Origin of the sequence: Gottfriedia sp. NPDC057948, assembly GCF_042887255.1 — a bacterium.
GTDB lineage: Bacteria > Bacillota > Bacilli > Bacillales > Bacillaceae_G > Gottfriedia.
Map to the genome: position 1 here is coordinate 34346 of NZ_JBHVPN010000005.1, position 13769 is coordinate 48114.

Annotated in this window: 10 protein-coding genes; all 10 read right to left on the reverse strand. The window is 34.5% G+C overall.

From position 1 onward, the window contains the following. Nucleotides 1–11: 11 nt before the first annotated feature. Nucleotides 12–1115 (reverse strand): HD-GYP domain-containing protein, encoded by a 1104-nt coding sequence (locus tag ACFVRR_RS10555; protein WP_387327919.1) that lies wholly within the window; start codon nucleotides 1113–1115, stop codon nucleotides 12–14. 127 nt (nucleotides 1116–1242) lie between these two features. Further along, the gene (locus ACFVRR_RS10560; protein ID WP_069034827.1) at nucleotides 1243–1545 is read right to left on the reverse strand and encodes a YunC family protein; all 303 of its coding nucleotides are present in this window, start codon (nucleotides 1543–1545) and stop codon (nucleotides 1243–1245) included. 72 nt (nucleotides 1546–1617) lie between these two features. Next, nucleotides 1618–3021 carry a bifunctional metallophosphatase/5'-nucleotidase gene (locus tag ACFVRR_RS10565; protein WP_387327921.1) on the reverse strand — a complete coding sequence of 468 codons (1404 nt, stop codon included), beginning with the start codon at nucleotides 3019–3021 and terminating at the stop codon, nucleotides 1618–1620. A 17-nt stretch (nucleotides 3022–3038) separates the two neighbouring features. Further along, on the reverse strand, nucleotides 3039–3860 hold the full coding sequence (locus ACFVRR_RS10570) for a sulfite exporter TauE/SafE family protein (RefSeq protein ID WP_387328333.1): 822 nt from the start codon (nucleotides 3858–3860) through the stop codon (nucleotides 3039–3041). 139 nt (nucleotides 3861–3999) lie between these two features. Beyond that, nucleotides 4000–4521, reverse strand: coding sequence for a DinB family protein (locus tag ACFVRR_RS10575; RefSeq protein WP_387327923.1), 522 nt, complete (start codon nucleotides 4519–4521; stop codon nucleotides 4000–4002). 176 nt (nucleotides 4522–4697) lie between these two features. Next, nucleotides 4698–8966, reverse strand: a complete 4269-nt coding sequence (locus ACFVRR_RS10580; RefSeq protein ID WP_387327926.1) for a S8 family serine peptidase — start codon at nucleotides 8964–8966, stop codon at nucleotides 4698–4700. A 376-nt stretch (nucleotides 8967–9342) separates the two neighbouring features. After that, nucleotides 9343–10740: a Fe-S cluster assembly protein SufB gene (sufB, locus tag ACFVRR_RS10585; protein ID WP_387327929.1), complete on the reverse strand. Its 1398-nt coding sequence runs from the start codon at nucleotides 10738–10740 to the stop codon at nucleotides 9343–9345. Between the two features lie 46 nt (nucleotides 10741–10786). Next, nucleotides 10787–11233, reverse strand: a complete 447-nt coding sequence (gene sufU / locus ACFVRR_RS10590; RefSeq protein ID WP_387327932.1) for a Fe-S cluster assembly sulfur transfer protein SufU — start codon at nucleotides 11231–11233, stop codon at nucleotides 10787–10789. Beyond that, complete coding sequence (locus tag ACFVRR_RS10595) at nucleotides 11223–12443, reverse strand: cysteine desulfurase (protein WP_387327935.1); 1221 nt, start codon at nucleotides 12441–12443, stop codon at nucleotides 11223–11225. Before ACFVRR_RS10595 ends, sufU begins: the two co-directional genes overlap by 11 nt. After that, the gene (sufD, locus tag ACFVRR_RS10600; RefSeq protein ID WP_387327937.1) at nucleotides 12443–13750 is read right to left on the reverse strand and encodes a Fe-S cluster assembly protein SufD; all 1308 of its coding nucleotides are present in this window, start codon (nucleotides 13748–13750) and stop codon (nucleotides 12443–12445) included. The genes ACFVRR_RS10595 and sufD overlap by 1 nt, the downstream gene beginning before the upstream one ends. Between the last annotated feature and the right edge of the window lie 19 nt (nucleotides 13751–13769).

The following is a 13769-nucleotide window of genomic DNA, read 5'->3' on the forward strand; positions in this document are numbered from 1 at the left end:
AAACATCCCATTTAATAATAAATGCTTTTTATTGTTTGATCACATTCGATAATCTCTAATTTCAACACATTATAGAGATTCACTTCATAAGGAATACTTAACTTTCTTCCGTTTTCTTCAATTATCAGCACAACTGGACGATCTGTAGAAGCATCATTTTGACTAAAAACAATTCCTTGTCTACCATCACTCAATTTTACGTGTAATCCCGTTGGATAAACGGTTAGTAGATCGCTAAATATGCTGATTAATTTAGCATCATAAAATTTATCACTTCCATTAATTAATAATGTTAATCCTTCATGCGGGAGCATTGCTTTTCGATATACTCGATTTGAAGTAACAGCATCAAAAAAGTCGGCAATCCCAATGATCTTTGAGAACAGATGCATTTCCTCACAAACTAGACCTTTTGGATAGCCGCTCCCATTGATCTTTTCATGATGCTGTAAGGCACAGTCCGCAACAATTGGATGAATAGAAGATACTTGTCGTAGCATATCGTATCCAGCAATTGTATGTTGTTTCATGAACGCATATTCATCTTCAGTTAAACGGTCCCGTTTATTTAAAATCTTTTTTGGTATAGCCATCTTCCCGACATCATGTAAAAGTGCACCTAATCCAAGTAAATTAAGCTCGATTTTACTTAAATCTAATGCGGTTCCAATTCCTAAAGAATACATAGCTACATGTAGAGAATGAGTAAAGAGATACTCATCATATAGGAATACGTCAACCAATAAAGATAAAGCATCCTTCTGTTGCCATAATTCGTTTTGCAGTGATTTTATCATTTCTTTAAGCCTCAATGCGTTTTTTTCTAAAGATAGCCCCCTTAAATAAACATCTTCGCTAATTAATTTAACAAAAGTATCTTCTATTTTTTGTGTGATATCAGTGCGAAGTTCGTCTGAAATAATTGTCTTACCATTTAAATGTTCTGATGATTGAGCATGTACTAAAACAAATTGAATAGCTAATTTATGTATTTGATTAATCATCTCTTCTGTTAAAGGAATATTTGCATTAACGATCATTTTTCCATGTTCATTATAAACCGACTTTCTTAAGATCGTACCTGGGACAAGTGTTGATACTTCAACAACTCTCATTGTTTTTCTCCTTGAACAATTTTTTAATTATATATATGGCTCTTCATAACAGTTAATACGCTGTAATAATCAGTTTTTTTGTACTTCGTTTACACAAGAAGCCACTAAAAAAATTTAGTGGCTTTTTTTATATCATCTTTAATAATGCGTCCCTTCCAATCATTCCTTTTTGAATACCTAACTTTTCTGCTTCAACAGTAATGGATTCTAAAGGCGCATTTAATAATTCTTCTATTGTTTTCACACCAACTGCTCGGCCTGCGATAATTTGACGATCGCGCAATCTTTCATTTAATAAAGCTACATCTAATGCTCCGCACATAATATATCCGTTATCATTCATAACGACCAATAATGTAGTTTTCGGAAGTAAAACCGTAACAGCATTAAATGTATGATTATCTATTTTAATTGGGCTTAAATTGATCAAGTTCAACGCTCCTTTCTCATTCTAAAATATGAGAAAAAAACAAAAGTGTAACCTGTCTAATCTTGATAAATTTTAAACATCTTTTAAAGCAGAAAATAACACATCACGAATAAATTCAGGCATAAAAAATCTTTTATGACTAGCATCTCGAATTGCAGGAATTAAATGACCGAATGTAAATAAATCCAAAGTTCCGATCGCATACATTCGATTTAAATCTAACATCTCGCCATTAATAAATAGATCCTCTTTTTTCAAATTCCTTTTCTTATCTTTATTAACAAAAGCAATTCCATCGTAAACCATTTTCCCAATTACTTTCCCTCTAAATCCAAAACCTTTCATCTTTAAATGAGTCAGCTCTTTATCTTCACAACGATTTAAAACATTTAATAATTCCTTACCAGACAATTTAACGACACAAGGATTAATAGGATGTGGGCAAATCCGATGAATGTCACCCTTAGTAACAAGGCCATTATTTAAACCTTCAAGTAAAATACCGGAATTTAGTATACTGATATCTGATTTAGTCCATTGGCGAAGTGCATTTGCTAATAATTTCAGCAATGGACTATCTTTAAACCAATTTACACCCATGTTACTCGGTAGTTGTGTCACTGGTTCATTTAAAATTTCTTTACTTAATCTCATTAAATTAGCCAACATTATTTTCGTCATTTCATCTTGGTAAGATGTTGGGACTGTATGTACTTCAGTAACTGAAGCTTCAGTATTGATAATACTTTTCGTCTCTTTATTTACAGTAATTAAAACCTCTCCTAAATAGTTACCGTGTTTACCTGTTCCACAAAGTAGAGTTTCACCAGCATACTCTCCATTTGGAAATAAATGATGAGTATGTGCGCCTAAGATAATATCGACTCCTGAAAATTGTTCAGCGATTCTCTGATCGTCTCTCATACCTAAATGAGAAAGTATAATGACAATGTCTGATTGCTCTTTGACAATTGGCAATATGCTATTTAACATTTCAAACGGATCTTTTATACTCCATCCTAATGTTTCATAAAACACAGGATAAGCGACTGTTAAACCAATTACTCCTAGCTTTAATCCATTTTTTTCATATATTTCAAAAGGCTTGCTGAAACTCTCGGTACCTTCATCTGAAATGTTTAAATTACCAACTAATACATCAAACTTTGCATCTTCATAAAGGTTTAACAACTCACCTTTTGATAAGGTAATTCCTTCATTATTTCCTATTGTAATTGCATCAAACTTTGCATCATTTAAAAGTTCCACATTACCTTTTCCTAAAGTGGCCTCCGAAATTGGATGAAATCGATCAACGAAATCCCCAATATCAAAAGTAAGTGTCGCCTCACCTTTTCCTTTAGCTAACTCTCTTTTAGACTTTAACAAACCGACGATTGTAGGCCACGTTTCAAAGTGGCTATGAATGTCATTTGTATGGAACAACCGAATATTTAACGTTTGATTTGTTTCCATTGTTCCACCATCCTTTTTTAAATATTTTCTATAATTAATTTTATGCCATAAAATAACACAACTAACCTTAAAATTAATGCGATTGTTTCAGTTTTTAATTTTTGATTAATATATGCTCCAATTTTCCCACCAAACCATGCACCAGGAATAAGTAGAAGAATGTAATAGAAATTTACTTCTCCTAATGTTATGTATGAAATTGAGCTTCCAAGAGTCGTAAACATAACGACAAACATTGAAGTCGCAACAGCTAACTGAGGTGGAAAACCAAATAAAAACGCCATCATTGGTACTAACAATATTCCTCCACCAATTCCAAATAATCCTGAGATAATCCCGATAATAATAGACAAAGAAATCGCCAATGGAAGACTATAGCTATATGTATATGCCTCGCCTTCATCATTTGTATATGTTCGTATAATCCCTTTATGTACTTCCTTTGATTTTCTATTTAATTTTGAAGAAACAAATAGAAAGACTGATATACAGATTAAAAATATACCAAAAAATAAAGTAAAGCGCTCTGTATTTAAAAGCGAATTGATGTATGTACCTAGTAAGCTACCAGGAACACTACCTATTAAAAATAAAATACCACTCTTATAATCGATTCGTTTTTGCTTATGGTACGAAAGGGTGGATGAAAGCGATGAAAACACAATTGTAATCAGTGAAGTTCCAACTGCAACATGAATTGGTACAGTCGAAAAAGCGGATAAAAAGTGATCAATATTAAGCAGCATTGGAACAATAATAATTCCTCCGCCTAAACCAATCAATGATCCGACTGTTCCTGCAGCAAGTCCTATACTGATGAGTATAAGAATTTGTAGAATGATATCCAACCTATATTACTCTCCTTTTTACATACACTAAAAATATATTTTCTCTTTAATTTAACTAACAGTTTAACATAACATAAAAAAACTCGGAATTCCCCGAGTATAAATAATACCTTTTTATAAACACTTGCTATTATTTTAATATACTTAAATTTGCAATCCAAGGACCTACGTCAGTTTTGTATCTTTTTGCCATCACTCTTGTAATTTGAGTTATATGGGTTAGATCATGTACGACGAAAGTGGATAATAATTCTCTTAATTTAACGGAGCCAAAGTCAGGATGAATCCCTTCTAATTCCAGATGGTTATTAGGATCCACTAATAATTGCAGTTTATTAATATTTTCCATTCTTAAATTCTTGAATTCAAGTAATCTTTCTTCTATTGATTTTTCATGTTTTTCATTTAAATGCGAAAAACGATCGAATGGCGGAAAATGGTTGTTTCCTTCTTTGTTAAGAATGGAGTTCACCCTTGGAATCCAATTTGTTTTTTCACACTCAATTAGATGGTCGATTACTTCAGAAGCATTCCAAGTTCCTTCCCCTTCATTGCACTGTAACCAAGATTCTGATAAACCCGATAGAAAGAACTCTAATGATTTGGGTGTTCTTTCTAAAACTTCAATCGCTTCTTTAAGGTTAAAATTCATAAAAACCCCTCCCCTTTGATACAGAACATGAACCTACAAGTTAAATTCTACCATTTTACCATAAAAAAGATAACTAAATTAAAATCATCATGATTTTACTAATAGAAAAAAGCATGGCAAGATTGCCATGCATCTAAGTACCGGAGTCAGTAAAAAATGATTAAGCTAATTAACTACTATTCTATTTTCTCCAACTCTGCTTTTACTTTTTCTAATGTCATACCCTTATATTTTAACTTAGGTTCTGGAGTAATTGTCATTGATGGGTTTCTTAATTTATAATTTTTTTCAATAAATTCAAAATCTTCCATATCAACCTTGCCATCAAAATTAATATCTGTAGCACGTTTATTCGTACCCCAATATGTTTGCATAAATATGGCATCCATAACATCAATAACTTGGTCACCGTTCACATCACCGGCTTGTAATTGCACTTCACCATAAATATTGTTCCATTCGCCACGATACTGATCGCCTGCTTGTTTAAATAATGTAAATGGTCTGCTATATTTAAAATGCCCTGGAACATGAATAGTGAACATCATTTCTTTATCTGTGACAGGCAATTTAATTGTTGCTTTAGGCCACAGGTATGTCCCATAAGCTGGTGAAGTTATAGGATAAGAAGTGATCGATCCATTGTATAATTTGTTGTTAGAATCAGTAACATATGCAGTCGCACCTATATTTGTATAATCCCTCATGTATAAATTTCTTCCATCATACGTGTAATGTAACCCTTCAGCAATAGGAGAAAATGTTAATTGTGAGAATGATGGTTTCACATAAGATTCCACCGATAAACTAGGAATAGAGACTTCCGCTTTGTCTGTATTCACATAAGTTGAAGCAAGATTTTGCAATTGTAAAATCCCTTCATAATAATCTTCATTCTTTACTTTTACCTTAACGTCTACCATTGGAGTTGTTCCAGTTATACCATCTGAGTTATTTATTGTTAGATGGATCGTATGTTTATTCAATTCTCCATTACTAGTTAATTCTTTATGTTCTAACTGTACGTTAGCTTTTTTCAGTAATTCAGGACGTACTGTTACATTTTCTATTTCAAAATTTTTATTTAAATAATCAAAAGTAAATGTTTGATCATTTACATTTTTCACATTATTTGCTGTTAGTGTATAAGTAGCTGTATCTCCCATCGTTGAGTTAACCTGATCTGGCTTAGCATCTACATATTGCGTACCTTTTTTTACAAAATAGGTTACGTGTGCGTTCGGATAATCAACTGCACTTGATACACCTACACCAAAGAAACGAACTGGAAGAATGGACATCGTATCATCAATTGGCATAATCGCATTAAACGTACCATCTGGATTTAAAGGAACAATACCATTTGCAGTATTTGCTGTTTTGTCTTGTTTTAGTAAATCTCTATTATAATAAAACGCTACTTTATTTGCAGATTGATCTCTAGTAAAACCATATTCATTCATCGCTTTAATATTTTCTTCGTCAATTGATCCCGAAATTAATACTGATTTTTGTCCATCTTCATATTCGTAAACACCATGAGGAAGAGAAGTGATATTAAATTTTGGCGCCGTATTATCTACAAATAAGTAAGTGTCAGAACTAAATGTATTCCCTTGATCGTCCGTTGCAATTGCCCTAAATTTATAGTTTCCATGTTTAACAAATTCTGAAAAATGATCAAACTGGGATAACATATATTCAGGATCAGAAGAAAACGGCTTACTTTGATCACCTGTAAATGGTGTACTAAAGCCTAAGTTTGCAGAATTATAATTTGTATTTGGATTTAAAGCATTTCCACTAATATATCCTGAATGTCCCAAGATTTTGTTAGTTTTTGGATCCAAATATAAGAAATCAATTCGTTTAACATGTCCTTTTAATTTAAAGTTTACAAAAAAACCGCTTACTGAAAATATACTTTGATCAAAAGTGGCGTTTGCAGCTACTGCATGAGATCCTAAAATGTCGAATGCTTCAAATTTGTTTTCTTCATACGTTACACCAAACGGTATTTGGTACACCTCTGATGAGTTGTCCTTGTTCGTATAGATTATATACCCTTCATAGATACCTGTTTCTGCTGTTTTTGGAATCGATAAAAACACGGATGTTTTTTTACTACTATTACCATTTACTTTTATAGAATTTTCGGTTAGAACCTTCACTCCGTTTTTCTCTGCGTCTTTTGATCCTCTTAAATCTGTTTGATATTGTACTTTCACATCAAATATTTTAGCCTTTCCCGCGTTGTTATTAATCTTTACGGAACGTGTATCTGAAATGTCCTTACCTGTTAAAACTGCTCGACCGAAGCTAAGGCCACCAGTTTCTTCATTAATTACTTTCATTTCTCCATTTACAATCATATTTGTATTATCTTTTACCTTAATTTCTATAGTTGAATGAATCGCTTCATATGGATTGACACGTCCTGCGCCTTGCTCAAAAACACTATATGGTTTGCTTAATGAATCTGCAGTATTCATTAAAACACTCTTAACATCGGACGGTTTCATATTAGGATTATCTTCTAATAAAAGAGCAGAAATACCAGAAACAACAGGAGCTGCCATTGATGTGCCCGATAATCGTGCATAAGCATACTCATAGTCGTCTCCTTTATCACCATTTACCACATCAGAAGGAACGGTTGACATCATGGACACACCTGGTGCAATGACTTCTGGTTTTATATCATAATTTGTCCTACTTGGTCCTCGAGAACTAAAAGCAGCCAAATTATCCCCTTGTGATTTTAATTCCTTCATCTCTCCAAAAGTAAAGTTAATTTGTCCATTACCTACCTTTGACTTTAACGCTAGACCGTCTGCATTAGTTAATGAAAACGTTGGGATGTAATTTTGACCTTCTGCTAAATAGGCAGGAATATGACCTTCTGCCGCATTATCATTAAACAAAAGCACAGCAGCTGCACCATTATTTTTTGCTTCTGTAATTTTATTAGCAAGCGGAATACCCTTCCCACGGCTTATTAAAGCAATTTTACCTTTTACATCGATCCCTGCAAAATCAGCTGTTGCACCCATGCCAGTATATACAACAGGAAGCGATTTACCTTTCAGGTTCTTGATATCATCTTTATAACCTAACGCAATTGCGCGTAAATCTGCAGTGACTGTGTCTAGTGTCCCTTTATAGCTTGCTATGGAAACAGGTACATCACTTGCACCTACAGTAATTGCTAATGCTGAAGCACCCGGTGTACCTAATGAATACATTCCATCCCCAGAATTACCAGCAGATAGAACTACCGTTACTCCATTTAAAACAGCATTATTTACCGCTATACTTAAAGGATCCATTGGATTATTTGTAGCGGAGCCCAATGACATATTAATAACGTCCATCCCATCCTCAGTAGCTTGATCAATTGCAGCAATAATACCATTAGTCGGACCCGATCCATAAGGACCTAAAACGCGATATGCATATAAATCAGCACCCGGGGCAATACCTGTTGTAGCATATTTACTGTTATTTGCACCTCGACCGCCTATCGTACCAGAAACGTGCGTACCGTGTTCCGTATAATATGTACCAATGGAGTTTTTTTCTGCCTTTCCTGATTTCTTCCAATCCTCATATGTAGTTTCCATTGGATCATTATCATTATCTACAAAATCGTATCCACCTTTAAAGGCCGCTTTTAAATCCGGATGGTTATAATCCATACCAGTATCTAAAATTCCAACTTTAATTCCTTTACCTGTATGACCTTCAGCATGTAACTTGTCCACTTGTAAATACGAGCGCTCATCAGCCATTCCTAACCCCATTTGTTCTGGAGCAATATCTTTAGCCTGAACTGGTGGTTCTACCTTTATTTTTACATCGCTATAAACAGCTTTAACAGCTTCCGATTTTAATAAATTTTCAACTTGATTTGCAGGAAGTTTCATTGAAATACCATTAAATGTTGTTTTAAACGTACGATTTACTTTGTATGTAGATGCTTTCTTAGTTCCTTTTGCTGGTAATACTTTTGCTAAATCATTTTTAAAAGAGGCATGTGAGTCATCTACTAGTTTATCTGCTTCTTTTTCGTCTAAAACTTTCCCTTCAGTTGCTGCTTCTAATACCGCAGCTTTTGAAGTAGGTTGTTTAAATTCAACAATGACGGAAATTTCTTCTGAACTATTTTTGTCTATATTTGGCGCTAAATGTAATCCTGTTTCATTAATTGATTGTAAATTTACTAGGGCTTTCTTTTGTTCAGGAGTTAAATTATTAAGTAACTGCTCAGTTTGATTCAAACTACCAGATGAATTTTCTTGTTGGGAATTATTGATAATAACATGTTGAGTTGACGTTGTTGCATGGACTTTAGAAGAGGTACTCAAATATGATGCTAATAAACTGCTAGAAGCTAAACCTACTCCTAGTGCAACGGTTGAAATTTTTTTTAATTTCCTTTTCATCCTTTCAAACCACTCCTCAATGATCATAATAATGTTGAAGAAAATTGAATGGTTTAATTTGAAAATGGGGGTTACTAATTACCTCTCATGAAGCTTAGCTAATTCAAATTTTGCTCATCCAATTTTCATATAATTTGAATTATATAGATAATTGACTTTTACCTCAATCGGATGAAGGCGTGTTATTTTTAAGATCAAAAAACGAATAATCTACCGAAAATGAAAGATATTATTACAGGACTCGACATATTTCTTTCGATTTTAAGCACGACTATAAAAAGCTGAGAAAAAAACAACATATGCATCTAATGGTTCTTTTCCTCAAAAAAAACCCTGCTACCAATTTGGCAACAGGGTTTATCTTTATACAACGGTATTAACCAATTGAACCTTCCATCTCGAATTTAATCAGACGGTTCATTTCAACTGCGTATTCCATTGGTAATTCTTTTGTAAATGGCTCAATGAAGCCCATTACGATCATTTCTGTAGCTTCTTGCTCAGAAATACCACGGCTCATTAAGTAGAATAATTGCTCTTCAGACACTTTTGAAACTTTTGCTTCGTGCTCAAGAGAAACGTTGTCGTTTAAGATTTCGTTGTATGGAATTGTATCAGAAGTTGATGCATTATCCATAATTAACGTATCACACTCGATATTTGAACGTGATCCAGCTGCTTTACGTCCGAAGTGTACAATACCACGGTACGTTACTTTACCACCATGTTTCGAAATTGATTTCGAAACGATTGTAGAAGAAGTATTTGGAGCTAAGTGAATCATTTTAGCACCAGCATCTTGGTGTTGTCCTTTACCAGCAATTGCAATAGAAAGTGTAAGGCCACGAGCGCCTTCACCTTTAAGGATTACTGCTGGGTATTTCATTGTTAATTTTGAACCAATGTTTCCATCGATCCATTCCATTGTTGCATTCGCTTCACAAACAGCACGTTTCGTAACTAGGTTGAATACGTTATTCGCCCAGTTTTGAATAGTTGTATAGCGGCAGTATGCATCTTTCTTAATGATGATTTCTACTACTGCAGAGTGAAGAGAGTTTGTTGTATAAACAGGAGCTGTACATCCTTCAACGTAATGTACGTGTGCACCTTCATCAGCAATAATTAATGTACGCTCAAATTGACCCATATTTTCTGAGTTAATACGGAAATATGCTTGTAATGGCGTGTCAACTTTAACACCTTTTGGTACGTAAATGAATGATCCACCAGACCAAACTGCAGAGTTTAATGCAGAGAATTTGTTATCTGTTGGTGGAATTACTTTACCAAAGTGTTCTTTGAAGATGTCTTCGTGTTCACGTAATGCAGTATCTGTATCAGTAAATAAGATTCCAAGATCAGTTAAATCTTGTTTCATGCTGTGGTAAACTACCTCAGATTCATACTGTGCAGATACACCCGCTAAATACTTTTGTTCAGCTTCAGGAATACCTAATTTATCAAAAGTATTTTTGATTTCTTCAGGTACTTCATCCCAAGACTTTTCTGTTTTCTCTGACGGCTTTACATAATAAGTAATTTCATCAAAGCGTAAATCAGACATGTCTCCACCCCATTGAGGCATTGGCATATCATAAAAATGTTGTAAAGATTTTAAACGGAAATCTAACATCCATTGTGGTTCATTTTTCATGCGTGAAATTTCTTCAACGATTTCTTTTGTTAATCCACGTTCAGAACGGAAAATCGATACGTCACGATCATGAAAACCATATTTATAATCACTAATATCTGGCAAATTAGTAGACATTTATCTTGCTCCCTTCTAATAGAAGAGGAGGATTAAAGCTCAGAAGTTATTCTGATTTTAACCCCTTCTCCATCGCTTTCCATGCAAGTGTTGCACATTTAATTCGTGCCGGAAACTTTGAAACACCTTGTAGTGCTTCAATATCATCTAAATCAATTGATTCATCATAATCTTTTCCAAGCATCATATCTGAAAATAGTTGAGCAAGCTGTAGGGCTTCCTCTATTTTTTTACCTTTAATTGCGTGAGTCATCATTGAAGCTGATGCCATTGAAATTGAACAGCCTTCACCGTCAAAACGAGCATCTGATACAATTCCATCATCAACCTTTAAACGAAGTTCAATGCGATCACCACAAGTAGGGTTATTCATGTTTATTGTTACATCGTTTTCTGATATTGCCCCTACCCCTTTGTTACGAGGGTTTTTATAATGGTCCATTATCACGCGACGATATAATGCATCTAGATCAATGTTTCGATTAATAGACATCGCTGAAATACTCCTTCGTTTTAACTAATCCTCTTACAAAAGCATCTACATCTTCTTTTGTATTATACAGATAGAAACTTGCACGAGCAGTAGCAGATACCTTTAACCATCTCATTAATGGCTGAGCACAATGATGGCCAGCTCGAACAGCAATACCTTCCACATCTAATACAGTTGCAACATCATGCGGATGCACATCTTCCACATTAAACGTTACTAGTCCTGCACGATGCTTCGGACCATAGATTGTTACGCCTTTTACAGTTGATAACTGTTCAAGTGCATAATTCGCAATCTCATGTTCATGCTTTTCGATATTATCCATACCGATTTCATTTAAGAAATCAATAGCAGCGCCTAAACCAACTGCACCAGCAATGATTGGAGTTCCACCTTCAAATTTCCATGGCAGTTCTTTCCAAGTAGAATCTTGTAAGTCAACGAAGTCAATCATTTCCCCACCAAATTCAATAGGCTCCATGTTTTCAAGTAGATGTTTTTTACCATAAAGTACACCAATACCCGTAGGAGCACACATTTTGTGACCAGAAAATGCGTAGAAATCGCAATCTAAGTCTTGAACGTCAACCTTCATATGTGGAGTACTTTGTGCACCATCAACAAGCATAATTGCTCCATTTTGATGAGCAATAGCTGCAATCTCTTTTACAGGGTTAATTGAACCAAGTACATTTGAAACGTACATAATCGCAACTATTTTTGTATTTGAGTTAATTGTAGCTTTTGCTTGCTCAACGCTGATTGAACCATCTTCTTCTAATGGTAAATATTTTAATGTTGCGCCAGTAGCTTTAGCAACCTGTTGCCAAGGAATGATGTTACTGTGATGTTCCATATAAGAAATCACAATTTCATCTCCAACTTTTAAGTTCGTTCTTCCGTAGCTAGCAGCAACTGTATTAATTGCAGTAGTTGTACCTCTAGTAAAAATAATCTCTTCAATAGATGATGCATTAATAAATTTACGAACTTTATCACGAGCTCCCTCGTATGCATCAGTAGCTTTTGTTCCTAGAGTGTGTACACCTCTATGAACGTTAGAATTATATTCTTTATAGTAGTTAGCAACAGCTTCTATTACTTGAACAGGTTTTTGTGAAGTTGCAGCACTATCCAGATATACTAAAGGATGTCCATTTACTTCTTGATTTAATATCGGAAAGGCTTCACGGATTGCTTTAACATCCATTACTTAACCTTCCTCTCGATAACATCAACAAGCATTTTTTTAACTTCTTCAATTGGTAATTCCGAAACTACAGGTGCTAAGAATCCGTGAATAACTAAGCGCTCTGCTTCTTTCTTCGGAATACCGCGACTCATTAAGTAGTACAGTTGAGTTGGATCTACTTTACCAACAGAAGCAGCGTGACCTGCCATAACATCATTTTCATCAATTAATAGAATTGGGTTCGCATCTCCACGAGCTTTTTCACTAAGCATTAATACACGTGAAGTTTGTTGTGCATTAGACTTAGAAGCGCCGTGCTCAATTTTCCCAATACCATTAAAGATTGAAGTAGCAGCATCTTTTGATACACCATGTTTTAAGATCCAACCTTCAGAACCTTTACCAAAGTGAATAATGCTTGTTGTAAAGTTTTGAGTTTGCTCACCACGGCCTACAGTAACCATTTTCAAGTCACCGAAAGAACCGTCTCCAATTAGGTTTGTAATATTTTCGAAAACTGAGTTTCCATCGTTCATAAGGCCAAGTGCCCACTCGATTTTGCTATCGCGACCAGCGTGACCACGGCGAACAACATAAGCAGTAACACCTTTAGCTAAAGTATCAACAGCACCATAACGAACTTTTGCATTGTCTAATGTAATTACTTCTGTAACAACGTTAACAACAGCCGCATCTAAATCAGCAGATGTAGAAACATAGTTTTCAACATAAGTAACTTCACTGTTTACATCTGCAACAACTAAAACGTGGTTATATGCAGGTACGTTTTCACCATCTACAACAAAAATAGATTGGATTGGTTTTTCTAATACAACATTTTTAGGGATGTATAAGAAAGCTCCACCATTTACTAATGCTGCATGTAAAGCGATTAATTTATTTTCATCGACTTTTACAGCCTCTGTCATAAAATATTTTTTCACAAGATCTTCGTGATCTTTAATCGCTGTGTGTAAATCTACGAATACTACACCTTTTTCTTTTGCTTCAGAAGAAAGAGAGTGATATACAGCAGAACCATTATATTGTACATAAACTGATTGATCAGTGTCTTCATTGATTAAAGATGTTACTGACTCTGGTAATTGATCTTTTGTAGGAACATTTCCAGCTGTAACATTAAATTCTTTTCCAAAGAAATCCCATTTAGAGATATTTGTTTTATCTGGCTTTGGAAGAGAAAGTGATTCAGCTTTTGCTAGTGCATTTAAACGGAACTCTGTGAAATATGCAGGTTCATTTAGCAGTGCAGAAAGCTGCTTAACTGTTTCTTGACTAAATGGAATTGTAGTACCAGTTGTCATGAGAATCCCTCCTATCCGA